We start from the raw sequence: 25,794 nt of genomic DNA on the forward strand, positions 1-25,794 counted from the left end.
CTTCTCCCCAGTTAAAGTTGATTGTCCGCCATGCCCGTGTAAGCTTCCAACGTCTCGCCCGCAGGCGTGAGAGATTTTCCTTCCGCGCTCCAATTAAAACCACGGCGCATCAGTTCCATCACGACCGGAATTTCCATAATGTTCGCCTGATGGCCGAGCGAATTGTAATACACGCGCCCATGCCCCCAGCGCTTCGTCCAGATGACCGGCATATCGACCGACTTATTGGATGAATGAGGACCGTGAACGAGCGGAAAACGCGTCGTCGCCAGCACTTCGTTCGCCGGATCGACATGCAGGTAGTACTGCTCCGTCGAAACCGTAAAATCTTCGATGCCCGCCACCAATGGACTCGAGCTTGCCTTGATCTCCACCTTGTACTCGACGCCGTCGTTACCCGGGTGCGCGATCCATTGCCCTCCGGTCATAAACTGCCAATCCGTATTTTCGCGGAACGCGTCGCACATCCCCCCATGGCAACCGGCCAGCCCGACGCCGCTCTGCACGGCCGCCGAAACGTTGTTTACCCAAGCTTGCTCGATCCGGCTCATCGTCCATACCGGAACGATCAAATCGAGTTCTTTCAGCTTTTCGCCATCCGCGAAAGATTCGAGCGTATTCGAGACTTCAACTTCGAAGCCTTCCCCAACCAATTGACCTCTGAAAATCTCCGCTACTTCCTTCGGCTGATGTCCTTCCCAACCGCCCCATACGATCAATGCTTTTTTCATCGTTGTATCCTCCGAGTTCTCGTCAGCTTCCGGTTGATCTTCTAATAACCAGATCAGTCAGCAGCTTCTCGTTAATGACCGGATTTCCTTGATCCTTATTCGCCAGAAGATCGAGCAATCGATCCGCCGCCAATCTTCCCATCTCGTAGAACGGAACTTTAACGGTCGAAAGCGGCGGTTCCGTAAAGCTTGCGGCATCGGAATTGTCGTACGCGAAAATTTTGAGATCCTCGGGCATACGGCACCCCAATTCTCTTAATCCTTGCATAAGACCGATCGCCATGCGGTCGTTGCCAACGAATATCGCATCCAATCGTTCCAAGTTCGCATAGACGCTGCTTGCCGCCATTCTCCCGCTCGTACGGCTGTAATTGCCCTCGTATATCAACGATTCGTCAGGCTCGATCCCTGCTTCGATCAGCGCTTTGCGATAACCTGTCATGCGATCCCAACTATTCGAATATTGAGGCGCTCCGTTCAGGAATCCGATTCTCCTGCAACCTTGTCCGATCAAGTGTTTGACCGCGTCGTAGCTGCCCCGTTCGTGATCCGCAGCTACGATGTTCAGCCTCGGGTGATCGAATCTTTGGTCCATGACGCAGTAGGGCAGATCTTCTTCCGCCAGCCGAACGATCGCTTCCGTCTCCGAGGGGATGGCGCTCGAACCGAGTATGATGCAGGCGTCCACCCTTTGTGTGCGGTACAAGGACACATAATCATACGTAACCGATGGATCACGGAATAACAGTAGCAATCCGTAACCTTTGGCATGTACGGCATCCCCGATTCCGCCGAGCAGCTCAGAAAAATAATACGTGGAGAACAGATGCACTTTAGGCACATGGGGAACCACGACGCCCAGATTTCCGCTCCGGCCTCTGGCGAAGCTCGAAGCGACGGCATTCAACTCGTAGTTCAGTTGTCTGGCCGCCTCCTGCACCCGCTGGCGGGTCGATTCTTTGATTGGCCCGATGCCGTTAAGGACACGCGAGACGGTCGCTTCGGATACTCCGGCAAGCTTCGCTACTTCTTTACGGTTCGTCAAAGGCTCTACATCCTGTCATCTCAATTAATGTACACGCGTACATTATGGCACTCGGATCGACATTCGTCAAGGAGTTTTCGGTCGGCAGCAAGACGATCGGCACGTCGTCCCAAGACTCGTCTATTCAAGGTACTTTTTTGACCTTCGTTTGCTCGCTGTCCCAGGACTCGTCTGTTCAAGGTACTTTTTTGACCTTCGTTTGCACGTCGTCCCGGGACTCGTCTATTCAAGGTACTTTAGCCCTCGTTCGCACGTCGTCCCGGGATTCGTCTATTCAAGGTACTTTTAGCCCTCGTTTGCACGTCGTCCCGGGACTCGTCTATTCAAGTTACTTTTTTGGTCTTCGTTTGTTATGCCTGCGCTGCCTCGTCCGGGGAAAAGATGATCTGGTCGATAATCCCGTATTCGAGCGCTTCTTGGGCGGACATATAATAGTCGCGATCGACGTCTTTCTCGATTTTCTCTACCGGCTGGCCAGTATGTTCCGCGAAAATCCGATTCAGCTTGTCGCGGGTCTGCAGAATAAGCTTGGCTCTGATCGCAATATCGCTCGCCTGCCCTTGCGCGCCGCCGCTTGGCTGGTGGATCATGATCTCGCTGTTGGGCAACGCGAACCTCTTGCCCTTGGCTCCCGCTAGCAGCAGGAACGCTCCGGCCGATGCGGCCATGCCCATGCAGATCGTATGAACTTGCGGCTTAATGTAACGCATCGTATCGTACATAGCAAATGCCGCAGAGGTCGATCCCCCGGGAGAGTTGATGTACAGACTGATTTCTTTGTCGGGATCCTCCGCCGCAAGAAACAACAATTGAGCTACGATGCTATTGGCGACTTGATCGTCGATAGCGGTACCCAAAAAAATAATGCGATCCTTAAGCAGACGGGAATAAATATCGTAGGACCTCTCCCCCCGGTTCGATTGCTCTACGACGTACGGAATGTAATTGCTCATTTTGGATTCCTCGCTTCCTTGTTCGTTTTTAAGTGACTCCCGTAGTAAACGAACGAAAGCCGCCAAACGATACGGGCGAGAAAAGCCATCCCTTCCTTCCCTCCATTGTCGCATTTTGCAACAATGAGCGAACTCTGATCCCCATTCCTTCTCCTATTGTCGCTTTTTGCGACAATGAGAGGGCCTTGCTGCTCTACCGCCCCACCATTGCCGTTTTTTGCAACAATGAGCGAACATTGCTTCACTTCCCATCCTCCATTGTCGCATTTTGCAACAATAAGTTAAGGCTGCGGAGAATCTTGATCTGATCATGATCGTCTCCGCAAAACCGCCTTTGCCCCCGAACGGTTTATCGAATACACTGAGGGAAAGCAACACCCCGAATTACGATTTCCGATATTCACTTAACTGCGTATCTTTTCGTCCGGTTCGTTCGTTTACGATAGCAGGGAGATCTCTTGCCCGAAGGAGGGAAAGTCGACAATGAGCAACTATGCGGATACTTTGGAGTCAGCAGACAGCGTTACGGCCGGGAGCTTCGAACGGCTCCAAGCAGCGCTGCGCAAGTATTGCTTAACGCTTGCCGAATCTGCCTGGGATGCCGACGATTTGGTTCAGGATGCTTGGCTGAAAGCTTTAGACGGCTCACGGTTCGCCCAACATCCGAATCCGGAAGCCTATTTGCTGAGAATCGCCAAAAACGCCTGGATCGATCGCAGGCGGCGTTCCGGCAAGCTTTCGCAAATCTTAAACGACACGCTGCCGGAAGCCGACAAGCCCGATCACGGCCTTCTCGGGATCGAGGCGGCTTTCCGCGCGCTTGCGATTCATCTTCCGCCATTGCAGCGAGCCATATTTCTGCTCAGAGAAGTGCTGGGCTACTCCAGCGCGGATGCTGCGGCGCTGCTGAGCACGACGGAAGGCGCCGTGAAGGCCGCCTTGCATCGGGCGAGAAAAAGCCTTCCGCTCGTGAAGGAAGAGCTGGAGACCGGCGGTTCCTCTGCCGACGACGAGCCCGGACTGAAGGCTTACCTGCGAACGATCGCGGCCGCGTATCAAGCCGGGGACATCACAGCTATGATCGAGCTTGCCCTGCGGATCGAATCCGCACCCGCTTCCGCTATCGGCATCCTCCACTCCGGAAGGCTGCAAACCGTCTCGGCTCAGCGCCGAAGAGGAACAAGTTACGGTTCCTTGCTTTCCTCGTTTCTCGTCGCGTAATAAGCGGCCTACTCCTATCGCGGCAATCCGAAGACTGTATAGGGAACAAGTTCTACCGCGGCATCCGTATGCGGGAAGATGGCTCTCGCCTGCGCTTCCAATTCCGCTAGATCCTCCGTCTTGTACCTGGAGCTGAAGTGGGTAAGAAGCAGCCTCTCCACTCCCGCCGCAAACGCGATCTCTGCCGCTTGCACCGAAGTGGAGTGGCCGTAAAGCTCCGCCTTCCCGGCCAAATCGTCCCCGAACGTCGCTTCGTGCACGAGAAGATCCGCCCCTCTTGCTAAAGCAACGGCGCCAGCGGTCGGCCGGGTATCGCCCATAATCGCCACGATTCTCCCCGGGAGCGGTGCGCCAAGCACATCCACGGAGCGGATCGTTCTGCCGTCCTCGAGCACGATGTCGCGGCCCTTCTTCAATTCTCCATAGGCAGGTCCCGCCGGAACGCCCAGCTCCGCAAGCAGCTCGACGTTTAACTTCCCCCCGCGCGGACGCTCGGACACGCGATATCCGAAACACTCGATTCGGTGATCGAGGTGCGCCGCCTCGACGGTGAAATCGCCGTCCACGACAATTGGCCCGGGTTCGATTTCCTTAATCTCAAGCGGATAATCCAAATGCGTTCCGGTAATTCTCAGCGAGCTTTCGATCAGCTCCCGCAGCCCCGGAGGACCGTAGACCTGAAGCGGATCGGTCCCGCCGAGGGAAGAGCGGCTGCTCAGCAGTCCCGGAATGCCGTATACGTGATCCCCGTGCAGATGAGTTACGAACAATTTCTCCATTCGGCTTAGTCGAAGCGGAGAATGAAGCAGCCGATGCTGCGTCCCCTCTCCGCAGTCGAACAACCAGAACGTTCCTCTTCTCCTCTGCAAGCTCAGCGCCACGGATGTAACGTTTCTTTCCTTTATCGGCATGCCCGCGCCCGTTCCCATAAACCATAATTCCATACCCGCACCTCCTGCGAACAGCTTTGACCGGATCTTCTTCTTTTAACCGACCGAGATCTCCACTCTCCCGGCGATTCATCCCTAATAAACGAAGAAGAGAGCCCGTTAAGTGAGCTCTCTTCATTATAATGATAACGGCGTTAGCCGGCGATCGGCTGGTCCGTCGAGTTCTTGCGTTTGCCCCAAGGCGTCCCGAGAAGCGGCAGCGCCCATCTATCCAATCCGTACCAGCCTGCGACCTTCCAGCCCAGAACGATCCAAGTGGCGAGAATGAAGAGCAGCGGATTCGTGCTCAACGTTCCCGCGAACAGGAAGCTCGCGTTCATGAATGCGCCGAAAAATGCGGCAATACCTGTCAATAAGCCGAGAATAAGACCGAGTCCGACCAACACTTCCCCGAAAGCGACCACATAAGAAAACACTTTGGCGTTCGGTAGTACGGTATTTTCCAAGAACGACGCGTACCAGCCCGTTACGTCCTTCCCGCTCTCCGCTTTGCCGATCGCGCCCTTCACGAATCCGCTCAAGCCCGCTCCCGCATTTTCGCCGACCCATGCATCGCTCGTGACCTTGTGCCAACCGGCGTTTAACCAAGCGTATCCCAGATAAAGTCGTATGACCAGCCACAGCAATCCCGACCTCGTGTTGTTAAACAGAAAGTTCGATACCGGATTATCGGGGATGATGATATTTTTGCCTCTCAATTCGTCCTTGATCGTCACTTTACTCATCTCCTAATATTGGAATAATCCTTTCAAAGACTATCATAAACGAAATCCCCAAACTGTAAACTACTTCACATTTACCCCGCGTATTTTGGCTATGTATTTTTTCCTCGTCTTGGACTACAATGGGGACGACCTGAAAGGAGCTTGATTCCGCATGAAATTTTCTTTGTGCATCGGAGCCTATCCGGGCAAGGACGTCATCTATCATCTGGAAAAAGTAAAAGAGCACGGTTTCCAAGGACTTGAATATTACGCCTGGTGGGATCTGGGCGATCTGAAAAAGTTGGCTGCGGAGCAAGAAAGAATCGGCGTCGGCCTGAGCGCGGTCTGCACGAAGTTCATTAGCCTCGTCGACGAATCGCTGCGCGACGCTTATCTGGAAGGCGCTCGTCAGACGATCGAGGCTTGCCGAATTCTCGGAGTGCGCTCGGTCATTTCCCAGACGGGCAACGAGATCGAAGGCTTGTCCCGGGACAAGCAGCGGCAGACGATGGTCGAGACGCTCAAACAATGCGCGCCTTTGTTCGAGGAAGCCGGCATCGTGTTGGAAGTGGAGCCGCTCAACGGGCTGGTCGATCACGCCGGTCACTTCCTGCAGCGGTCGGATGAATCCGTTGAAGTCATCGATCAGGTCGGGAGCCCGAACGTCAAGCTCGTGTTCGACGTCTATCATCAGCAGATTACGGAAGGCAACGTTATCCGCAACGCGACGGGTTACGCCGACCGAATCAACCATTACCATATCGCGGACAATCCGGGACGCATGCAGCCTGGAACGGGCGAACTGAACTACGTCCATATTTTGCGCGCCATTAAGAACACCGGATTTACCGGATTCGTCGGCCTGGAATGCGGGTATACGATCGACACGGACGAAGCGATCGCCGGATTCAAAACGGATATTTTGTCACAAGTAATCTAAATGATAGAAGCCGACACCCTACTACAAGGGATGACGGCTTCTTATTCCACATTCACGCTCTGAACAGTCCGTATCCGTTAAGCGGAACAACGGGATCACGATCGGCTGCAAGCCCGGCCGACTTGCCGCGCAGCGCTACGTCAACCAACCATGTCGTAAACGGCGCAACGTTCATCGCCGCCATCTCTTCGAGGGTGTAGAACCCCGCGGCGTCCACCTCGTTATCGTCCGGGACCGGTTCTCCGCCCACGTAATCCATCTCGAAAGCGACATATACATTATGAACGCTTCGCGGTTGATCGCGCAAAGCCACAATTCCTTTCACCTTGGCCTCGATTCCACTCTCCTCCGCCACTTCCCGTACGATCGTCTCTTCGATCGGTTCCAACTGTTCGATGTAACCGCCCGGATTCGTCCAATATCCTTTGCCCGGCTCTTGCGCCCGGCGAACGAGCAGCACCTTGTCCTCTCTGACGACAAGCGCGCCCACTCCGATACTGTAATTGCCCCAATGTACGAAACTGCATTGCGTGCAGGCTCTTCTCGGAGTCCCGTCAACATCCCGCGTCTCCATCTCGCCGCCGCAGGACGAACAATAATTAACTTCCACAGAGGTCACCCGCGCTTTATCGTTGTTGAATCTTTCAATAGTACATTTATACTCCTACGGCGCCCAGGAGACAATAGATCTGCCTAAATTCGCTCCCTGTTTCGGGCGGCAACGCCAAGAAACCTCCCGATACAGGAGGTTTCTCATCTTTAATCCGGGGAATCCCCGTCTTCTATTCCAACACGATCTCCCTGCCGCGTTCGGCGGACTCGTAGATCGCGCACAAAATCTTGATCATATCGACGCCGTGCTCCGGCGTAATGATCGGCTTCTCGCGGCCGAGCACGCAACCGATAAAATGCTGAATGTTCGCGGTATGCTGCGGAATCTTCGCTGCCGTGAAATGCGGCTTCTGGTCGATCAGCGCGCCTTCGTTCTCGGTGAACAGACTTAGCTTATCGTTCACGAGACTAAAGCCGCCCTCAGTGCCTCGCCATTCAAGGAACTTCTTCTCTTCCTCTACGTTGGAAGCCCAACTGAACTCGATCTGCAGAGACGCTCCGTTATCGAAACGAATGAATCCCGCTGCCAAATCTTCCACGTCGAACGTGCCTTCCGGAACTCGGCCCGAAGCGTCCGGACGGTCGGCGAACTTGCGGTAAGTCGAACCCGAGACGGTAACCGGCTTCGGATTGCCCGCCAGCCACATCGCCATATCGATCATATGCACGCCGAGATCGATCAGCGGTCCGCCGCCTGACAACGCCTTCGTCGTAAACCATCCGCCGCGGCCAGGGATGCCCCGGCGGCGAATCCAGCCGCAGCGGCCCATGTACAGGTCGCCTAGCTCCCCTTTGTCGATGATTCGCTTGGCGAACTTCGCTTCTTCGCTGAACCGGTTGTTGCGCATCGTCATCAGCAGCTTGCCCGACTCGCGGGCGGCGTCCGCCATTTTCTGCGCTTCGAGCGGATTGATCGCATCCGGCTTCTCGCAGAAGACGTGCTTGCCTTGCCGCAGCGCGGCGATGGCGATCTCCGAATGGTACAGGTTCGGCGTGCTGATGCCGATGATATCGACCGACGGGTCCGCGATCAGCTCGCGGTAATCGTCGTATACCTTCGTGCCCGGAAAATCTTTGGCCGCTGCCTCGGCGGAAGCGCGGAACGCATCGCAGAAAGCGACGATTTCCACTTCGTTAGAGGACAGCCAGCCGGGCAGATGCGCGTTTTTGAATATGCCGCCGGTGCCGACGACGCCTACTTTTAAGGTCATTGTTGTTTCTCCTTGATCGTCTCCAGAGGTTTCGCGTTTCCATACCGCGGATAGTCACGGTCGACAGGCGCGGCCCATTTTACCGCGTTGGAAATCACCTTGCGAACCTGCGGGTTATAATACGTCGGGTAAGTCTCGTGACCCGGACGGAAGTAGAAGATTTTGCCCATGCCGCGCGTGTAGCAGCAGCCGCTGCGGAACACTTCGCCGCCTTCGAACCAACTGACCATGACAAGCTCGTCCGGCTGCGGGATATCGAAATGCTCGCCGTACATTTCTTCCTTCGGAAGCTCGATGTACTCGCCGATGCCGTCGGCGATCGGATGGCCCGGATTCACGACCCAGATCCGTTCCTTCTCGTCCGCCTCGCGCCATTTCAGGTCGCAGGAGGTGCCCATCAGTTTTTTGAATATTTTCGAAAAATGGCCCGAATGCAGCACGATCAGCCCCATGCCGCGCAGAACGCGTTGATGTACCCGTTCCACGATCTCGTCCCGGACTTCGCCGTGAGCCATGTGCCCCCACCAGATCAGGACGTCGGTGCCGTTCAATACTTCTTCCGTAAGGCCGTGCTCCGGATCGTCCAGCGTAGCCACCGTTACTTTTCCGTCGACGTCGAGACCTTCGGCAATCGCCGCATGCATGCCCTGCGGATAGACGGAAGCGACCTTTTCATTCGTTTTCTCATGTCGGTATTCATTCCAAATTGTAACGTTGATCGATTGGCTCATCCCAGATTCTCCCTTACATTGAATTCCTCTTCATTCTATTCTACAGAAACCCTGTAATCGATTCCCAATTGAATTCATTTCTTACGGTATTCTGTCATCTAGTATATTCAATCATACAGCTATGCTAATATAATCTTACGCGATCCTGTCGCAATCTTTTATCATGAGGAGCAAGATTCATGTACCCGGAAATACTGCACGAGCAGGTTTTCTATCAGAATCCCTTCTTGGCGATACGCATCTGGCAGATCGATTCGGAGAGCCACGCTCCCAGAGAATTGCTGCAGAAAGCCGAGCAGAATTGGAAGCAAAAAGAATTCCACGATTGGCATTACCACGAGGAAGTGGAATTTCTGCTCGTTCTCCAAGGCGAGATTACCGCGTTCTGCCCCGACGATCAGTTCGTGCTGCGCGCTGACGACATCGCCTTGTTCGGATCTTCTGAACCCCATATGACCATGCAGACGTTGGAGGGCGACGCTACCCGGATCGTCTTCCAGATCGATCTGCGCAAATATTGGGATCTCAGCACGGTGAGCAGCATGCAGCATTTCTCGGAAGTGATTCGTCCGTTAAGCTCGCTGAATTATATATATCATGAAAACCGGGAAGTTCGGGAACAAACCGCCGTCCTCATTCGCGAAATCTATCGGGAAATGAACGACGGCAAACTCGGATACGAGCTTGCCGTCTCTTCGCGGATCAAAAGCATATTGCTGCTTCTCCTGCGGAATGATTCGCGACTGCAACTGAACTATACCGACAATCGTCTGCTTGACCGCATTCAACCCGCCATGGATTACGTGGAACGGAACCTGGGCGAGAAATTGTCCGTCGCGGACGCCAGCAGACTTCTCAATATGAGCTATACCCACTTTATCAAAATGTTCAAAAAAGCCGTCGGCATGTCCTTCACGGACTTCGTCGTCTACAAGCGGATCAAGAAAGCCGAGCAGCAGCTGCTGACAAGCGATATCAGCATCGCCGAGATTGCCGATTCGGTCGGCATCTCCAACCTCGGCCACTTCTATGAGATGTTCCGCCGCATGAACGGCTGCTCCCCTAAGCAATTCAGGGAGCGGCTAAAGGAGCCCGCGGGCTAAGCGGAGACCGCCGCTTCCGCCAGCAGCATCAGGGTCAAGCCCTGGCCGTATAATGTCGGGAACACCGGCACCCGATCGTAGGCTTCGACGCTCTCGAGTACGGGGGTGCCGCCGGACACGCCGTCCACGGCGCCGGTGGCCGCGATTTTCCGGATGACGGCCGGCACCGCCCGATCGGCGCAAGCTTTCATTCCGGCCGGAACGAGTCCGAGCCGGACCGCTTTGTAGATTCCGCAAGCCAGACCTGCGGAGCCTGACGTCTCCTCGTAGAAATCCGGCCGGTCGAGCACGGTCGGCCACAGGCCGCTTGGATTCTGGCGGGTGGCGACCGCTTCGATCAGCCTGACGTATCGACGGGCGATCTCCTCTAGCGTCTCGGAGCTTTCGCACAGCCCTTTCGTTTCCTCCAAGATCATCGGCACGGCGCAGACGTTCCAAGCGTTCGCCCGATTCCATCTTGCCGCCGACATCCAATCTTCGGTCTCGCAGTTCCAGCCGTGATACAACAGCCCCGTATCTTCATCCTGCAGAACGTTCAGGTGAAGACGAACTTGCCTTAAAGCCTCTTCCGCCATTCGTCGATCCGACAGCAGCCGAGCCGTGCGAGCCAAGAAAAGCACGGCCACGAACACTGTGTCCGCCCAAATCTGCTCGCGGAAGATCGCGTTCTCCGTCACCGTATGCTCGAATGCCCCGTTTCTCGTTCGCGGAGAGCGTTCCATCATCCGGAGCGCTACGCTCTCCGCTTCATCTCGATAATACGCCAATCCCGTGGCGCGGTATAATGAAGGGAACACGGCGAACGGAGCCATCTCGTTGATTACTTCGACGCCCTCGGACCGTTTCCGGTTTCTGTCGACCCATTCCGCGATTTCCCTCATGATTCCGTCCTCGCTTGCAGCGGTTCCATATTCCCCAGCAGCGATTAGGCCAACTCCTGCGTTCCAATCCCAGCGGTCGACGTTCATCGCCCAATCGGCCCATTCGTGACGACCCCATTCATTAGACTCGCTATGCATCATATATCGGTATACCCGTTTCGCCGTCTCGGCGGCTTCGCTACGATTCAATCTCTTTCCCTTCTTCCCGCGATTTAACTGTCTTTCTCTCTATCGCCGACTCATGAATAACGGTTGCGGTATTCCGTCGGCGTTAATCCGTGCTGCTTCTTGAAGCTCTCCCGAAAATGGTCCAAATCCGCATAACCGACCGAATCGCAGATTTCGTAAATCCGGACCGCAGGGTCCTTCAGCAGCCTCGCCGCTTCTTCCATGCGAAACCGAATGATTAAATGGTTAATCGTCGAACCGGTCACTTCCTTGACGAGCAGGTTCATATACTTCTCGCTGAGTCCGACCTCGGCGGCGACGTCCGATAACGACAGCTCTCTCCGCGCGTAATTCCGGCGCACGTATCCGACGGCCTGATCGACCAGTTTTTTCTTCTTCAAGTTGCCGCCCTCTTCCCCGGGCGGTAGCAGGTCGGCCAGATGGGGAAGCTTCTCCTCATTCTGACTCGACGGATGGTCCTCTCTCCCGGCGGATTGCCGTTCCTGTCCGATCTCCTTAACGGCGTTCGACACGACGCGTTCGATCTCGGCGGGGTCCACCGGCTTTAGGACGTAATCCGTCACCTGCAGCCGAATCGCCTTCCTCGCGTGCTCGAACTCGCTTAAGCCGGACAAAATGATGCAACGGATGTCCGGATTGCCCGCTTGGGCGGCTTCGATCAGCTCAAGTCCATTCATCTTGGGCATTCCGATATCGGTCAGCAGCAAGTCCGCGTCTTCGTCTTTGAGCCGGGCGAGCGCTTCCTCGCCGTTGCCGACGGCGCCGATCAGCGAAACGCCCATCTTCGCCCAAGGGATAGCATGAACGAGCGTTTCCCGCACCGTTCTTACATCTTCCGCGATCAGCATTTTATACATAGGCCGCTGCCTCCTTGCTTCGTTGTCCGATTTCCTGCCGATAAGGCAGCCGCACCTCCACGCAAGCGCCTTCAATCGAATCGATGTACTTCAATCCATAGGCCTCGCCGCAATGAAGCTGGATTCGCCGGTGCACGTTCAGCGTTCCATACCCCGAACGACGTCCGTCCTCCGTCCGCTCCCCGCCGCTTCCGTTATGTTCGTTCAGCCATTGATTCCTCTCTGCAGCGTCGCAGCCTTTGCCGTTGTCCCGCACGCGAAGAACGAGCACGTCTTCCTCCCGCTCGGCGCTGATCTCGATCTTGCAGTCTCCGCTGCTGTCGGAAAACCCATGGACGATGGCGTTCTCTACAAGCGGCTGAAGCGAGAAATGTACGATCGAGGCGGACAAAAGCGGCTCCGGAATCCGGAATTCCATTCCCAGCCGGTCCATCATCATCTGCTGAATGCCCAGATACGCTTCGACCTGCTTGATCTCGTCCTCCAACGTAATCCACGTCTCCCCCCGGTTCAGGTTGTAACGAAACACGTTCGCCAATGAGCGGACGATCTGGCTTGCTTCGCGGTCTCCGGCCATTATCGCGCGGCAGTTGATCAGATCCAGCGTATTGTATAGAAAATGGGGATTGATCCGGGCTTGAAGCAGATCCAGTTGAAGCTGCTTGCGGTCCATCTCCTCAGCGAAAGACTTCTCGATCAAATCGCGCATCGCGACGAGCATCGTCGAGAATTTCAGTCCGAGCTCATCCACTTCGTATATACCCGATCTCTGCTCCGGCAACGCCTCCTTGAACTCTAACACTTCCGGCCGATGCATCGCCGAGACGAGCCTCGTCAGCGGCACGGTGACCCGAACGACGATTCTCCGGAAAACGAAACCCGCGATCATCAAAGCGACGATGGCGGTCGCCGCGCCGATGGCCGAGATCGCGAACGTGTACTGGCTGAAGTGGCTTTCGGGGACGACAGTCAACAGCTTCCATCCGTTCTCGAACGTTTCGAACATGACCCGGTGCTTCTCTCCGTCGATTTTCTCGACCGAAGAACCTCTCTGCCCTTGCAGTTGCTCGACGTAAGGCAAATCGCCGACGAAATCGAGGAAGCCGTATTTCTCGCTGTAAATGACCTGATCATTCTCGTCCAGAAGCAAATGGTAGCCATTCTCGATCGGCGCATTGTCGAAAACACTTCGAATGCTACCTGTATTGGCGCCGACGATGACGATTCCAACGTCCCGGCCGTCCTTGATGCTGGTTTTCATTCTTGCGGAGTAAATCATCGCCGTGCCGGAGCTGCCCGTTTTCTGCCCCCACCAGACGGTTTTCCGATCCCCCTGGATCAGATTCCGGTACCAAACCTCTTGTTGCAAATCGTCGTCCTTATAAATACCGGGAATCGGATCGAAGCGGCTCGTCGCCATGCCGTAGAGGCCGCTTGCCGGCCTTAATGCGAGTGAGACCGCGTAAGAAGTCGCGACCGCGTTGCCCGATCCAAAATCGTTAAGAAGCGAGAGCAGCGACAGATTTTCCAGATTCGTCCGCAAAGCGAAAAAATCGTCGACTCCTTCGTAGGCTTCGCGGGTTTTGCTTTCCAGCAGTCCGTCGATCGACGGGTTGGACATTACGTAAGCGGCCACGTTGTTCATCGTTTCGAATTGGTAGCGGATGTTCCGGTGTACGAATTTGAGCGATTGGTCCGCCATCTTGAGCGTATGGTCGTTCTGGAGCCGAATGAGAAGGTAACTGGCCGCCGCCGAGAATAACACGACGATCGCAACGATCAGTGCGAAAACCGGAACGCTGAGCCGGGTCAACAGCCTTGAACTTTCCTTTTTTTTGCGTGCTCGCGCGATCATGCTTCCCGCTCCTTCCCCTCGATAGGCCCGAACCCCCGCCTCGGCTGATTCGGAGGCGGGGGCTTATAGATAGACTTCGATTATCGGCCGGCTTTCACCTTGAACGATTCCTCAAGCTCGCTCAGAATTTGATTGCCGCCTTGCGATTTCCACTTCTCTACGAATTCGTCGAACTTGGAGATGTCGCCGCCCATAATGATCTGCGTAAAGACGGAATCGCGCATCGTGTTCAGTTCGACCAGCTTGGCGACCTTCGTCGGCGAATCCAAGTAATTGGACGCGTCCGTAATCTGGAACTTATTATTAATCGCGACATCCAGCGCTTGCGAGAAACGAAGTGGCAAAGATTCCAGATAACGAGGCCAGCCCTTCAACCCCGGCGCGAACAGGTAGCTTTGTACGCCACGGTAGTTGCCGTTCTTGTCCTGCTTCGTTTTCGGATCGAGCAGATCGGTCGCGACCGTCATCTTGCCGTTCTCCAGCGAGTAATCCTCCCCTTCGATGCCCCAGACGGTAAGCATTTGATTTTCCGGGGACAGGGACTCCTCGATGATCGCCAGCACTTTCTTCGGATCTTTCGTCTTCGCGCTAATCGCAGTCATTTGGGAGAACGGGGCGCCCATCGGCGCGACGGCCGTTCCGTCCGATCCAACCATAGAGCCGGTTAACGTCAAATATTTGAACGGATCGTTGGATTGATCTGCCAGCTTATCATCGGCGCCAAGCTTCTTGGCCTTGATCAGCTCGTTCGTCTCCACTTGCGTATCGTAGTCGTTCGCCGTCGACCACCAGCCCATCCAGGAGAACAGCTTCCCGCTGAACAGCTTGGCGCGAAGCTGCTCTTCCTTGATCGTGGCAAACTCCTTGTCGATCAAGCCTTCCTTATACATTTTTTGCAGGAACAACAGCGCTTCCTTCATTCTCGGGTCTATATCGTAATTGCTGAACTTACCGTCATTTTCCGTAAAAAATCCCGGCGTAACCCCGAACGCTCCGAACACGTTGTCGAAGGAGTTGTTCGCGTACTTCACCTGACCGATCTGCGCCGTGTAACCGCCAAGAGGAATGACCCCCGGTTTCGCCGCTTTGATCTTCTTGAGTGCTTCATAGTACTCGTCGAGCGTCTGCGGAACGTCCGCGCTGATCTCCTGAAGATAGTCGGTTCGCATGACTAGGTCCCACCGGTAGCCAGCTCCCGGGCCGCCTTGATAGGGGATCCCGTAGATTTTGCCGTTCACCTTAGCCTGCTCGAACACTTCCTTCGGCACTTCTCTCATGATGTTCGGCGTGTCCTTCTCGTTGATCAGGTCAGTCAGGTCGACGAACGCGCCGAGTGGGGCGTACTTCTGGAAGTCGTCCGCGAAATCGATCCGCACGACGTCGGGAATGTCTCCGCTGGACATCTTCAGGTTCAGCTTCGTCTTATACTGCTGGACGTCGACCATCTCAGGGCTGATTTTCACGTTCAGCTTGTTCTCTATCGCTTGCTTGACAACGTCTTTAGCCGGATCGAACGGTACGGAAATATCTTGCGCTTTAAGCCATTTCAGCTCGTACGGCTCCGCCGCGACGGACGGAGACTCAGCCGGCGACGCACTCGGCGAAGCCGAAACGCTTGGCGAAGGACTTCCCGACGCCTCGTTGCCGTTATTGCCGTTATTACCGTTGCCGCAACCCGCGATCGCGACGCTGCCGGCTAGGAAAGCCGCAAGCAAACCGAAAGACCGTTTTTTTGTCGGATGAGACATGAACGAATGACCTCCTCTAAGTGACTTGCTATATTTACCCTTTTGGGGATAAACCTGAAGGAATACGGTGTCGCTACCCTTTCACCGAGCCAACCATCATACCCTGGTCGAAAAACTTCTGCACGAACGGATATACGATCAGCATCGGCAGGGCGACAATCACGATCGCGGCCATCTGGATACCGATGGTCGGCGGCGGAGTCGTCCCGGCCGTCTCGAGCAGCTCCGGCGGAAGGCTGGAACTGACGATAATGGAGCGCAGCACGAGCTGTACCGGCGCTTTATTCCAATCCGTAACATAGAGCAGAGCGTTAAAGAAATCGTTCCAATACACCACCATATAGAGCAGTCCGACCGAAGCGATAACCGGCATCGAGATCGGCAGGACGATGTTCATCAGAACCCGGATTTCCGACGCCCCGTCGATGGCGGCCGATTCCCGCAAGCTTTCCGGAAGACTCTCGAAGAACGATTTCATGATGATCATATTAAAGGCGCTGAACGCCATGATCAGGATAAGGACGTAGTTCGTATTCAGCAGGCCCAGTTCCTTAACCGTAATATAGGTCGGTATGAGCCCTCCCTTGAAGAGCATCGTGAACACGAAGTAAAAAATGATGATTTTTCGGCCCGGGAGCTTCTTCTCGGAAAGCGCATAAGCGACGGTCGCTGTCAGGAACAGCGCCAGCACCACCCCCACGACCGTATTCCGCACGGTATTGCCGTACGCGGCGTAGATGAGCGAGCCTTTCTGCAGCAGATAATCGTAATATTGAAAACTGACGGAAGACGGGAAAAGCACGAGCCCGTTTTTCTCGCTGAAGATGGAGTAAGGCGTGATCGATACCGAGATGACGTACCAAAACGGCAAAATAATGATCAAGGTCAGCAGAGTCAGCACAATATAGTTGGTCGTGACGAAGACGTTCTCGCCTCTCGTAAGCTTCATGTTCCGCCGTCCTTTCTCAGAAAATGCCGGATTCCGGATCGATCCGTTTGGCGATGCGGTTGGCGGTCAGTACCAGCGCCAGTCCGATCACGCCTTTGATGACGTCCGCAGCGGCGGCCAGGCTCAAGTTGAATTGCTCGATCCCGACTCGGTAGATGTAGGTGTCGAGGATATCGCCCACTTCGAACACCATTGGATTGTACAAATTGATGACCTGATCCAAGCCGGCGCTCATGACGTAACCGACTCTCAGAATAAATAGAACGACAATCGTGCCTGCGATGCCCGGCAGCGTCACGTGAATAATCCGCTTAAATCGCGTCGCTCCGTCGACGATAGCCGCCTCGTACACTTCGGGATTAAGGCCCGCGATCGCCGCGATGTAGATAATGGCGGCCCAGCCCATCTCTTTCATCGCGTCAGTGACGACGAGGATCGTTCTGAAGTACGCCGGCTCGACGAGCAAATACGCCGGGTTGCCGCCGAACAGCTCGACGACTTTATTCACGAGTCCCGTCTCCGGGGAGAGCAGGATCGTAATGATGCCGCCGTAGACGACCCAGGATACGAATCTGGGCAAGTAGACGGCCGTCTGCAGCGTCTTCTTGAACCATGCCCGGCGGATCTCGTTCAGCGCGAGCGCCAACAGGATCGGGCAGAGGAAACCGCTGATCATTTTGTACAGGCTGATGATCAGCGTATTCCGGAAGGCATTCCGGAACATCTCCGAATCGAACAGCGCTTGAAAATGCTTCAATCCCGCCCACTCGCTTCCGGGGAAGCCCTTGATGACGTTGTAATCCATAAAGGCGATACTGATTCCATAGAGCGGGAGATAATCGAACAGGAACACCCATAGGAATGCGGGCAGCAGCAGCACGTACAGTAATTTGAACTTCCATATTCGCCGCATCGTCCTCCCGGGCATCGTCTCCCGCTCGGACTTCTTTTTTCCGACGATCAGTTCCATTCTCTCTCTCCTTCCGATTGCCCTCTCTCTTTGTTCCGAATTGTAAGTGCTTACAAAACTAAGCTTATCGGAAATCGAGATCAGCGAAAACAGGAGCGAAGTCCGATAATCCCCGGCAAAAGTCGCGAAAACGGGAAAACGTGCAGTCGCTAAGCCCAGCATGTGCGGGGACATAAAAACGGGATGGGAGCAGTCGCCAAAACCGGAATGAGCGAAGTCAATCGCTCTTTTGGCGGTCGCTATCCGTAGCTACTTCGCTCCAGATAGACCCATTACATCCGAACAAGAAATACCTGCAAAAGTGCATCTATTTTTTTCTAGTCGCCCCGAAAATGGAAATTACCTGCATAAATACATTTATTTCGGCCCCATAAGCCGATGGAGGGGATTCAAGGGAGGAATTAACTGCATATTTGCATTTACTCTCGAAATCGAGAGCATTCAGATGGAAAATAAGTGTAGAAAATACATTTAGCTCAAATATCAAAGCACTACGGCATCGCTTTTTTTTCGAAATCCGGGCACACTGAGACGCTTTGGACCGAATTCGAAGCAGCTTACGAATAAGCCTTCGGCGTCCTTATCGGACGCCGAAGGCGCAAGTCCGGTTCTACCGGCTACTAGACAACCCGAGCTCCGGCCATCCCTTACCTTGTGAGGGAAACCGTGCCAGATGGAGGAACGGGAAGGCGATGAACGCCCGGAAGCAAGCGCAGCTCCGAACGAAGCACGACGGTTCCCAGGCAATCCCGAACCGTCATCGTCCGGCTTCCGCGGTCCATGTCCGATTCGATATACGCTCCCTCTTCCCGGGTTCCGTTGACCAATAGAACTTCCGTCGGCAACTCGCGGTCCAGCCGCACGATCGTCCGGTGATAGACCGCCGCGATCAGCCTGTCCGCATCGCTCGCCATAACGAGCGGATAGAGCAGCTCGGGATGATGGGGCTCCAGCCGGCCGTCCAGAAGCGTGCTCTTGCACTCGTTCCAGAAGCCGAGCCAATAAGCCGCCATCCTCGCGTGGACGGCGGGCAGCCGGTCGAGCCGCACGGAAATCTGCGGCACCGAGAACAGCACATTGATCAGCTGTAACGCCGCGCTCTCCGCGGGCTCGTTCGGATGCCACATGAGCATGTCCGAATGAGCTGCCGTATGGCCGCTCAATAGCCGGATATCGAGAGTACGCACCCGGTTCTCCACGGAATCGTTCGGACAATCCGCGGCTCTGAACATGTTCCCGTACTTGCGCATATAAGGCCCGTTATAGCTCTGGCGGAATTCGATCAGCACGTCCGGCTTGGCAACGCTGAGCCGGGCCATGACGTCGGACAGCAGCCGGTCGACCGCTTCCGGCACCGAGACGTAATCCCGACCTTCTCCGAACTTCGGCTCGGTACCGTCGGGCAGATTAAAGCTGTCGACGAAATCCAGCTTGAAGCCGTCCAGATTCCAGTCGCGCATCGCCCGCTCGTAAATGCCGATCAAGTATTCCCGCACTTCGGGGAACCGCGGGTCGACGACGCCCCAACCCCTATCGTGAAGGACGTATAGCATCCGGTCGCGGAATCGGTCCCAGGCTTTGCTGTGCATGCCGACATACGGAACGGAATACCAGAGCAGATACTTCATCCCGAGCGCATGAACGCGTTCAACATGGGCTTTCATATCGGGGATTTTGTCCGCACTGGCTTCCCAGTCCCCGCAATGGGCGTAGCCTCGTGCGTTGTCGTCCGTCTGCCAGCCGTCGTCCACGATGACGGCCGCGCAGCCCAGGTCGCGGGCCAGGCGGCACTGCTCTTCGATCGCGGCCGGATCCAGACGTTGGTGAAAGCTGTACCAGGTCGAATACATCGGTTCCCGGGCGGAGGGAGGAACCGGCGACGGCGTCAAGCCCGGCAATCCGCTCCACCACGCTTGCACATCGTTCAGACAATCGTAATAAGCCCTGTCGCGGTAGTCCACCCGCAAGATCGCTTCGTATTCCGTCAGCGGAGCTTCCGGCTCCCCGAACAATGAGACCGAGCAATGGAATTCGGCCGCCTCTTCGTTCACCCCCGCTTTGCAGACGATCGTGTGAAGCGTATCCGAGAACGCGAACGTCATCCGGCTGTGATTGTCGCCGCCGAACAGGCAGACGACCGGCGCGGAACGGGTCGAGCGGCTCGTATAACCCCCTGCCCAATCCGGCGATAGTCCGCGCTCGCGGTACGCGTTCGGATGCCATACGCCCTGGACGTCGACGATCGGATGCTCCCAGCTTAACTTGAGAGCTGGAGGAGTCTCCGGGGAGTCCGCTACGATCCGGACGCGCACAAGGTCGATGCCTTCTTCGGGCGACTCCGCGCTTAGGGTCGCGCGAAAGCGACCGTCGGAGCCGGATAATCGATAGAGATAACGAACAGATTGAGCTGTGACGAGCATCGTTTTCATACCTCCGTGATGGGATGGATAGTTGAGTTTCAGGCAACTCTTAGCGGCTTGCCTACGCTTTGGCCCCCGCTAGGGCCGTTCCGCACGAACGTTGATCCAGAATCGCCGGTCTTCCCCCGGCTCGAGAACGATGCAGTTCCCGTGGCGAATGCAGTCCCGGATATCGGAGAACCAGGAGCTGGACGGCTCCAAGGCCACCGTATACATCCCTTCCCCGGTATTCGACCAGTACCGTACGCATGGAAACGCCTCGCGATCCCATTCCAGCAGCACCTTCAAATTTAGATCTGGTTGGTAAAGCCCGACCTCCCCGACGGCGGGACATTTGATCGGCATATAACAACCCGCGCCTTCCTTCTCCATGGGACCGACGCGGCGGAGATCCTTATTGCCGCCGCCGGGCAGCGTCACGGAAGAAGTTTCTTCTTCGTAGTCGGCAAGCGGATCGCCCCGATTCGCTTCGTAACGATGGACGTTAAATGCGACGGATCCATCCGGAAGCAGCACCTCCGTCCTCTCGCCGACGAGCGGACTTCCGAAAGCCGGGTGATGCGTCCAGATGAACCGAACGGCTTGTTCCCCCGTGTTCGCCACCCGTTCCGTAATGCGCAACGCGCTTTCCCCCGCCCTTAAAACGAACGTTTTCTCTACCGCAAGCGGAACGTAAGGAAGAGAGACCCAGCAGTGCAGGACGACCTCCCGCTCGTCGGCGTGATCGACGCGATACGCCCAGGGCAGTCCGGCCGACTCTCCTTCTTTGTCCGCCCCTACTTCTTCCTGGCCACGATCGAACAAAGCCCGGTTCGGGATAATCTCCTGCCATCCGCCGGGATAAGCCTCGGCGTAATGGACGAGCCTGTCTTGCGCCAAGTCCCTTCCTCTCAAGCCGCTCAACCCGGCGGCCGTCCGCATCAGCAACTCCGTCTCCAGCGGCTTGTAGACTAGTTCCCAGACGTCCGTGCCTTTACCGACGAGGACGACCGCCCGCAGCCGTTCGTTCTCCAGCCGGACCGCGCGGATCCCTTCTACGAACGTTTCCTCGGCCTCGCAACCGCATCTCCCCATTTTCACTCTCCCCCTATTCCCGGATCGGCTTCTCCAGCACGAGCACATCGTAAGCGTCCAGCGCGATTTTACCCGTCACCGGGGTTCCGCGGATCGCATCCGTCCAAGCGCCTGCCGATAATAGGGCCAAATCGATCTCGACCGATGAGGAACGGTGATTCATCAGGAACAGGAAAAGCCGGTCATCCGTCTCGCGCGCGGCAATCTCCACGCCATGCGGCGCGTTCGGAACCAATGGCCCGACACCGGCGGACTGGCACACTTCGAGAAGCAATTCCCGGATGAATGCCGGCTCAGGATGAGCGGCGACGTAATACGCCTCTCCCTTGCCGTAGCGATTGCGAGTAACCGCCGGACTGCCGGCGTAATAATCTTCCTCGAACGTGGCGATCGCCTCGGCTCCCTCCAGGCGAACGACCTCTCCCCATTTGCCGGTCCGGTAACCGTCCGGCCGATCCCCGGAGCCCGCGCAGGCGCCGTCCGTCCACTTCACCCGGTTGGACATGTCCGGCTCCAGCGCGTCCGCTTCCTCGACGACGATGCCGAACACGTCGGCGATCGGACGCAGGAACCCTCCGTGTTCCACGACGTCGCAACCGTTCGCCATGCCGCTGTTGTAGCTCATGACCAGCTTGCCCCCGCGTTCCACGTAGGCGCGCAGCCGGTCCGGAACGCCCTCTTCGAACATATAGAGCATCGGCGCGACGACCACGTCGTAGCCGGACAAGTCGTCGAGCGGGTGCACGACGTCTACGGGTACGTTCGCTTCGTATAACGGCCTATAGAACGCCGTGACCGCTTCGCGGTAATCGACGTCCCGGCTCGTCCTGTTCCATCCGACCAGCCATAAGAGCGTCAGGTCGAACAGTACGGCCGTCCTCGCCCGCGTTTGGCCGCGAAGCACGCCGCCCAGCTTCTCCAACTCCCGGCCTAGCCCGCTGATCTCCCGGAATACGCGGTTATCGGATTCCGTGCCATGGCTGACGAGCGAGCTGTGGTATTTCTCCACGCCTCCCCGGCTCTGGCGGAACTGGAAGAACAAGATCGATTCCGCCCCGCGGGCCAGCGCCTGGAAGCTTTGCAGACGCATCATGCCCGGCCGCTTAGCCGGGTTGTACGGCTTCCAGTTCACGTTGCTGGATGCCTGCTCCATCAGCAAGAATGGAGCCTTCTTCAAGCCGCGGAAATAATCGTGCTGGAAGGCCGCCCATACCCCATGGTCCTTATGCGGCGGGTAAGAATCCCAGGAAATGACGTCTAAATGCTGGGCCCATCGGGGATGAATCTGCCCCAGAAAGTCGATCGAGTAAAAATTCGTCGTAACGGGAACGTCCGGAGAAATCCGAACGATCTCCTCTTTTTCCGCCAAGAAGCCTTCCAGGTTGCTATCTGACAGAAAACGCTGGTAATCCAGGCTGACGCTCGTATGGGACATCCCTCCGAGCGGCGGAGCGATCTGCGCCCAGTCGGTCTTCGTCAGGCTCCATTGGCGAAGCTGCCAGCAATCGTTCAACCTCTCGAGCGTTCCGTATTCCGCCTTCAGCCACTCTCTGAACGCTTCGGCGCAATAATCGCAATAACAGTGGACGATGCACTCGTTATTGATGTGCCACAGAAGCAAGTTGCTTCTTTTCCCGTAGCGCTCCGCAAGCTTTCCGGCGATGCGGCGTATTTCCTTGCGGTACAGAGGATGGTTCGGGCAATACGCCTGGCGACTCCAATGCGCGACTCTCCGCCCGTTCTCGTCGACTCTGAGCAAGGTCGCGTCTTTGGCGAACATCCAGGACGGCGGCGCCGCGGTCGGCGTGGCTAAGACGACGCCGATATCTTCGCGCTCCAGCAGGTCGAACGTCCGGTCCAGCCCGGAGAAGTCGTAGACGTCCTCCGCGGGCTGGATCGTCCCCCAACCGAACACGTTCAGCGTAACGGTGTTGACTCCCGCTTCCTTCATCAGCCTGATGTCTTCCTCCACGATCTCCTCCGGCCATTGCTCGGGATTATAATCCGCCCCGTACAATACGCGACCCGATATTCTCTTCTTCTCCATCGGCTGCTCCCCTCTCGCGAAGACGGGCAAGCTCCCGGCCGGTTACGCCGAGCGCCTGCCCGTCTTGGTCTTTATTTCTTCAGAAACTCGTCGATCTGCTTCTGCAATTCGTTCTGGATTTTCTTCAAGTATCCTTCGCCTTCGGCCTTCAGCCTGTTCCACGTCTCGGTCGGATCCGAAACGCCGTTGAACAGGGCGGAGTAGTACTTGTCCTCGATCGCGTTGTAGAGCGACAGCTCGTTCGCCACCGGCTCGGGATTAAACGAGAAACCGGTCAGCACGCTGGCGATGAGGTTGTCCGCGTTCGCGTTGAACTTGTAATGCTCGATCGAGACCGGATCAAAACCGGCGTTCAAGCGGTCGAGCGTCGGGTTCCAGACCCAGGCGAACGGGAAGTACCCGTACTTGCTGTCAGGAAGCGACTTGTATTGGTCGTCTCCGATCTTCTCGTAGTTGCGCCCTTCGATTCCGTAAGCGAGCAAGTCGTAGTTGTCTTTCTGCGCCGTCCAGTTCAGGAACATCATGGCGCGTTCCTTGTTCTTGCTGACTTTCGGGATGGCTTGGAAATTCGCCTGCTTGAAGTTCGTCGTGACGACGCCCTTCTCCAAAGACATGAACGTGACAGCTTCGACTTCGGCTCCCGGAACGTTCGCCGGTACGGAAGCCAACATATTCGACGGCACGCCGAACCCGTTGGACACTAGAATGGCGACGTTGCCCGATTCGAAGACGGTGTTCACGTCCTTGATGGCGAGAACGTCCGGATGGATCAGTCCGTCCGTGTACAGCTTGCGCGCTTCCTCGATCCAAGACCAGACGGTCGGGTCCATCTCGTCGAACAGATTGTAGACTTTACCGTCGTTGTTCTTATAGTTCAGGACGATGCTCTGCCCGAGCGCGTCGGAGCGGAGAATCTCCGGTCCGTAGGTCATGAAGGCGCGGAAGGCGCCCCAAGTCTGGTCCCTCGCTCCGGGCTGGCCGGGAGCCAAGATCGGAATCATGCCTTTCTCGTTTTCCTTGACCTTGTAGGCGAAGGCGACGAGATCCTCGTACGTCTCGATCGGCGGTACGCCCAGCTTCTCGCGGATGTCCTTGCGGATCAGGTACGTTCTTCCGTCAAGATGGGAGTTGCCGAGCGGCAGAGCATAGATCTGGCCTTGGAACTTGTTGGCGTCGAACATTTGCTGGGAACGGACCGCGACGGCGTCTTGGCCATACTTAGCCAGCAGATCCTCCAAAGGCTCGTAATAACCCGCGGCGATCATTTGCTCCATGTGCAGCCAAGGCGCATCGAAAATCAAGTCCACGTTCTCGCCGGACGCGAGCATGACTTGCGTCTTCGAAGCGAGATCGGACCAAGGCACGAACACGAGATCCAGCTTCACGTTGATCGTATCGGCCATCCGCTTCTCCGCCTCTTCGATGATCAGATCCATGTCCGCTGGACGGTCTCCCGGCAGAATGATCTTCAGCGTCACCGGATCGAGCTTCCCTCCGGCGCCCGCCGCCTGGCTTTCCGTTGAAGAGCCGGCGCTGGCCGTCCCCGCGGACGTGGGTTCGTTCTTCTCTTTGGAGCTGCACCCAAGTACGGCGGTCGTAAGCAAGAGAACCGATAACCCCGTTAAGAGCTTCTTTTTCATCATGATGCTTAACCTCCCGAAGATATAATGTCTATGCTTAACCGGATCGCTCCGGTAGAAGCCTATCCTTTTAACGCGCCGATCGTAATGCCTTTGACGAAAAACCTCTGGATAAACGGGTACAGGAACACGATCGGGCCGATGGTCAAGCACACCGTGGCCAGTTGTACGCCGTAAGTCGGCACCGCTTGAGAATACAACGTCGAACTTCCTCCGACGTACGAGCTGATGTTCACGTTGGAGATGATCTGGCGAATCATCATCTGCAGCGGATGCAGCTTGTAATTGTCGATGAACAGCAGCGCGAGATAGAAATCATTCCAGTATTGAAGCGCGTAGAACAAGCTTACCGTCGCGATGACCGGAGTCGAGATCGGGAGGATGATCCGGAAGAAAATGCTCAGATCGTTCGCCCCGTCGATCGTCGCGGCCTCGTTGATTTCATAGGGCAACGTCCGGAAAAACGACACCATGATAAAAGCGAAGAACGGGTTAAGCATGTACGGAAGAATGAGCGCCCATAGGGAATCTTTTAATCCGAGCGTATTGGCGATTAAAATATAGAATCCGACCAATCCCGCTCCGAACACCATCGTGAAATACGTCATAAACGATAGGATCCGGCGGTATTTCACTCGCGGGTGGGCCAACGTGTAAGCGTACATCGAAGTGATCAGCACGGCCAGGCACGTTCCGACGACCGTCACCGTGATCGTGACCAGGTAACTGCTCGCGATCTGTTTGCCCGCCATCGTGAATTGGTAGGCGTATAGCGAAAATTCCTTCGGGATGAGCTGCATGCCGTAGGCTTTGATGCTGCTTTCCGAGGCGAACGAGTTCACGACGACGAGCCAGAACGGCAGGATGCTGACCAGCGCGAACAGGCCGACGAAGACGTAGACTGCGAACAGGAAGCCTTTTTCCGGCAGGGATCTGTCTTCCTTCAAGCGAGTAGTCATAGGG

The 25,794-nt window shown here is 56.0% G+C and carries 22 protein-coding genes; 3 read left to right on the forward strand and 19 right to left on the reverse strand.

Annotation, left to right across the window (positions count from 1 at the left end; genetic code table 11):
- Positions 1-11: 11 nt before the first annotated feature.
- The 3 genes from FPZ45_RS08665 to clpP form a co-directional block, all read right to left on the reverse strand.
- A complete protein-coding gene (locus FPZ45_RS08665; RefSeq protein WP_144700315.1) occupies positions 12-731 on the reverse strand; it encodes a ThuA domain-containing protein in 720 nt (239 codons plus the stop codon).
- A 22-nt stretch (positions 732-753) separates the two neighbouring features.
- Positions 754-1,776 carry a LacI family DNA-binding transcriptional regulator gene (locus FPZ45_RS08670; RefSeq protein WP_144700317.1) on the reverse strand — a complete coding sequence of 341 codons (1,023 nt, stop codon included), beginning with the start codon at positions 1,774-1,776 and terminating at the stop codon, positions 754-756.
- Positions 1,777-2,126: 350 nt separating this feature from the next.
- Complete coding sequence (gene clpP / locus FPZ45_RS08675) at positions 2,127-2,843, reverse strand: ATP-dependent Clp endopeptidase proteolytic subunit ClpP (protein ID WP_281284890.1); 717 nt, start codon at positions 2,841-2,843, stop codon at positions 2,127-2,129.
- A gap of 369 nt (positions 2,844-3,212) precedes the next feature.
- Between clpP and FPZ45_RS08680 the strand changes: the two genes are divergently transcribed.
- Positions 3,213-3,950: an RNA polymerase sigma factor gene (locus FPZ45_RS08680; RefSeq protein WP_144700321.1), complete on the forward strand. Its 738-nt coding sequence runs from the start codon at positions 3,213-3,215 to the stop codon at positions 3,948-3,950.
- Between the two features lie 14 nt (positions 3,951-3,964).
- Here FPZ45_RS08680 and rnz read toward each other — a convergent pair whose 3' ends face one another.
- On the reverse strand, positions 3,965-4,894 hold the full coding sequence (rnz, locus tag FPZ45_RS08685) for a ribonuclease Z (RefSeq protein ID WP_144700323.1): 930 nt from the start codon (positions 4,892-4,894) through the stop codon (positions 3,965-3,967).
- A 140-nt stretch (positions 4,895-5,034) separates the two neighbouring features.
- On the reverse strand, positions 5,035-5,625 hold the full coding sequence (locus FPZ45_RS08690) for a DoxX family membrane protein (protein WP_144700325.1): 591 nt from the start codon (positions 5,623-5,625) through the stop codon (positions 5,035-5,037).
- Between the two features lie 151 nt (positions 5,626-5,776).
- On the opposite strand from FPZ45_RS08690, the gene FPZ45_RS08695 reads away from it, so the two are divergent.
- On the forward strand, positions 5,777-6,544 hold the full coding sequence (locus FPZ45_RS08695) for a TIM barrel protein (protein WP_144700327.1): 768 nt from the start codon (positions 5,777-5,779) through the stop codon (positions 6,542-6,544).
- 52 nt (positions 6,545-6,596) lie between these two features.
- Here the strand turns inward: FPZ45_RS08695 and FPZ45_RS08700 are convergent, their stop codons facing one another.
- From FPZ45_RS08700 to FPZ45_RS08710, 3 genes are all read right to left on the reverse strand, one after another.
- Positions 6,597-7,154 (reverse strand): NUDIX hydrolase, encoded by a 558-nt coding sequence (locus tag FPZ45_RS08700; RefSeq protein ID WP_144700329.1) that lies wholly within the window; start codon positions 7,152-7,154, stop codon positions 6,597-6,599.
- 172 nt (positions 7,155-7,326) lie between these two features.
- Positions 7,327-8,367, reverse strand: coding sequence for a Gfo/Idh/MocA family protein (locus FPZ45_RS08705; RefSeq protein WP_144700331.1), 1,041 nt, complete (start codon positions 8,365-8,367; stop codon positions 7,327-7,329).
- A complete protein-coding gene (locus FPZ45_RS08710) occupies positions 8,364-9,098 on the reverse strand; it encodes a ThuA domain-containing protein (protein ID WP_144700334.1) in 735 nt (244 codons plus the stop codon). Before FPZ45_RS08710 ends, FPZ45_RS08705 begins: the two co-directional genes overlap by 4 nt.
- A gap of 179 nt (positions 9,099-9,277) precedes the next feature.
- Here FPZ45_RS08710 and FPZ45_RS08715 point away from each other — a divergent pair, with 179 nt between their 5' ends.
- The gene (locus FPZ45_RS08715) at positions 9,278-10,201 is read left to right on the forward strand and encodes an AraC family transcriptional regulator (RefSeq protein ID WP_144700336.1); all 924 of its coding nucleotides are present in this window, start codon (positions 9,278-9,280) and stop codon (positions 10,199-10,201) included.
- Here the strand turns inward: FPZ45_RS08715 and FPZ45_RS08720 are convergent.
- The 11 genes from FPZ45_RS08720 to FPZ45_RS08770 form a co-directional block, all read right to left on the reverse strand.
- A complete protein-coding gene (locus tag FPZ45_RS08720; protein ID WP_144700338.1) occupies positions 10,198-11,271 on the reverse strand; it encodes a glycoside hydrolase family 88 protein in 1,074 nt (357 codons plus the stop codon). The two genes, FPZ45_RS08715 and FPZ45_RS08720, sit on opposite strands and share 4 nt — an antisense overlap.
- A 50-nt stretch (positions 11,272-11,321) precedes the next feature.
- Positions 11,322-12,128 carry a response regulator transcription factor gene (locus FPZ45_RS08725; RefSeq protein WP_144700340.1) on the reverse strand — a complete coding sequence of 269 codons (807 nt, stop codon included), beginning with the start codon at positions 12,126-12,128 and terminating at the stop codon, positions 11,322-11,324.
- A complete protein-coding gene (locus tag FPZ45_RS08730; protein ID WP_144700342.1) occupies positions 12,121-13,983 on the reverse strand; it encodes a cache domain-containing sensor histidine kinase in 1,863 nt (620 codons plus the stop codon). The genes FPZ45_RS08725 and FPZ45_RS08730 overlap by 8 nt, the downstream gene beginning before the upstream one ends.
- 80 nt (positions 13,984-14,063) lie before the next feature.
- Complete coding sequence (locus FPZ45_RS08735; RefSeq protein ID WP_144700344.1) at positions 14,064-15,731, reverse strand: extracellular solute-binding protein; 1,668 nt, start codon at positions 15,729-15,731, stop codon at positions 14,064-14,066.
- Positions 15,732-15,804: 73 nt separating this feature from the next.
- Complete coding sequence (locus tag FPZ45_RS08740; protein ID WP_144700346.1) at positions 15,805-16,680, reverse strand: carbohydrate ABC transporter permease; 876 nt, start codon at positions 16,678-16,680, stop codon at positions 15,805-15,807.
- Between the two features lie 16 nt (positions 16,681-16,696).
- Positions 16,697-17,650 carry an ABC transporter permease gene (locus FPZ45_RS08745; protein WP_144700348.1) on the reverse strand — a complete coding sequence of 318 codons (954 nt, stop codon included), beginning with the start codon at positions 17,648-17,650 and terminating at the stop codon, positions 16,697-16,699.
- Between the two features lie 647 nt (positions 17,651-18,297).
- The gene (locus tag FPZ45_RS08750; protein ID WP_246120383.1) at positions 18,298-20,070 is read right to left on the reverse strand and encodes a glycoside hydrolase family 36 protein; all 1,773 of its coding nucleotides are present in this window, start codon (positions 20,068-20,070) and stop codon (positions 18,298-18,300) included.
- Positions 20,071-20,148: 78 nt separating this feature from the next.
- Complete coding sequence (locus FPZ45_RS08755) at positions 20,149-21,144, reverse strand: DUF4432 family protein (protein ID WP_186438301.1); 996 nt, start codon at positions 21,142-21,144, stop codon at positions 20,149-20,151.
- Positions 21,145-21,157: 13 nt separating this feature from the next.
- A complete protein-coding gene (locus tag FPZ45_RS08760; RefSeq protein WP_144700355.1) occupies positions 21,158-23,191 on the reverse strand; it encodes a beta-galactosidase in 2,034 nt (677 codons plus the stop codon).
- 71 nt (positions 23,192-23,262) lie between these two features.
- The gene (locus tag FPZ45_RS08765) at positions 23,263-24,834 is read right to left on the reverse strand and encodes an extracellular solute-binding protein (protein WP_246120384.1); all 1,572 of its coding nucleotides are present in this window, start codon (positions 24,832-24,834) and stop codon (positions 23,263-23,265) included.
- Positions 24,835-24,893: 59 nt separating this feature from the next.
- Positions 24,894-25,790: a carbohydrate ABC transporter permease gene (locus FPZ45_RS08770; RefSeq protein ID WP_246120385.1), complete on the reverse strand. Its 897-nt coding sequence runs from the start codon at positions 25,788-25,790 to the stop codon at positions 24,894-24,896.
- Positions 25,791-25,794: the final 4 nt, after the last annotated feature.

The sequence above is a fragment of the Cohnella terricola genome, assembly GCF_007786475.1.
In the GTDB taxonomy this organism is placed as follows: domain Bacteria; phylum Bacillota; class Bacilli; order Paenibacillales; family Paenibacillaceae; genus Cohnella; species Cohnella terricola.

What these genes read in the sequence shown, in the direction of transcription:
- FPZ45_RS08665 (WP_144700315.1), bottom strand. Translation starts at nt 731, where the DNA reads ATGAAAAAAGCATTGATCGTATGGGGCGGTTGGGAAGGACATCAGCCG.
- clpP (WP_281284890.1), bottom strand. Translation starts at nt 2,843, where the DNA reads ATGCGACAATGGAGGGAAGGAAGGGATGGCTTTTCTCGCCCGTATCGT.
- FPZ45_RS08680 (WP_144700321.1), top strand. Translation starts at nt 3,213, where the DNA reads ATGAGCAACTATGCGGATACTTTGGAGTCAGCAGACAGCGTTACGGCC.
- rnz (WP_144700323.1), bottom strand. Translation starts at nt 4,894, where the DNA reads ATGGAATTATGGTTTATGGGAACGGGCGCGGGCATGCCGATAAAGGAA.
- FPZ45_RS08690 (WP_144700325.1), bottom strand. Translation starts at nt 5,625, where the DNA reads ATGAGTAAAGTGACGATCAAGGACGAATTGAGAGGCAAAAATATCATC.
- FPZ45_RS08695 (WP_144700327.1), top strand. Translation starts at nt 5,777, where the DNA reads ATGAAATTTTCTTTGTGCATCGGAGCCTATCCGGGCAAGGACGTCATC.
- FPZ45_RS08705 (WP_144700331.1), bottom strand. Translation starts at nt 8,367, where the DNA reads ATGACCTTAAAAGTAGGCGTCGTCGGCACCGGCGGCATATTCAAAAAC.
- FPZ45_RS08710 (WP_144700334.1), bottom strand. Translation starts at nt 9,098, where the DNA reads ATGAGCCAATCGATCAACGTTACAATTTGGAATGAATACCGACATGAG.
- FPZ45_RS08715 (WP_144700336.1), top strand. Translation starts at nt 9,278, where the DNA reads ATGTACCCGGAAATACTGCACGAGCAGGTTTTCTATCAGAATCCCTTC.
- FPZ45_RS08725 (WP_144700340.1), bottom strand. Translation starts at nt 12,128, where the DNA reads ATGTATAAAATGCTGATCGCGGAAGATGTAAGAACGGTGCGGGAAACG.
- FPZ45_RS08730 (WP_144700342.1), bottom strand. Translation starts at nt 13,983, where the DNA reads ATGATCGCGCGAGCACGCAAAAAAAAGGAAAGTTCAAGGCTGTTGACC.
- FPZ45_RS08735 (WP_144700344.1), bottom strand. Translation starts at nt 15,731, where the DNA reads ATGTCTCATCCGACAAAAAAACGGTCTTTCGGTTTGCTTGCGGCTTTC.
- FPZ45_RS08740 (WP_144700346.1), bottom strand. Translation starts at nt 16,680, where the DNA reads ATGAAGCTTACGAGAGGCGAGAACGTCTTCGTCACGACCAACTATATT.
- FPZ45_RS08745 (WP_144700348.1), bottom strand. Translation starts at nt 17,650, where the DNA reads ATGGAACTGATCGTCGGAAAAAAGAAGTCCGAGCGGGAGACGATGCCC.
- FPZ45_RS08750 (WP_246120383.1), bottom strand. Translation starts at nt 20,070, where the DNA reads ATGCTCGTCACAGCTCAATCTGTTCGTTATCTCTATCGATTATCCGGC.
- FPZ45_RS08755 (WP_186438301.1), bottom strand. Translation starts at nt 21,144, where the DNA reads ATGGGGAGATGCGGTTGCGAGGCCGAGGAAACGTTCGTAGAAGGGATC.
- FPZ45_RS08760 (WP_144700355.1), bottom strand. Translation starts at nt 23,191, where the DNA reads ATGGAGAAGAAGAGAATATCGGGTCGCGTATTGTACGGGGCGGATTAT.
- FPZ45_RS08765 (WP_246120384.1), bottom strand. Translation starts at nt 24,834, where the DNA reads ATGATGAAAAAGAAGCTCTTAACGGGGTTATCGGTTCTCTTGCTTACG.
- FPZ45_RS08770 (WP_246120385.1), bottom strand. Translation starts at nt 25,790, where the DNA reads ATGACTACTCGCTTGAAGGAAGACAGATCCCTGCCGGAAAAAGGCTTC.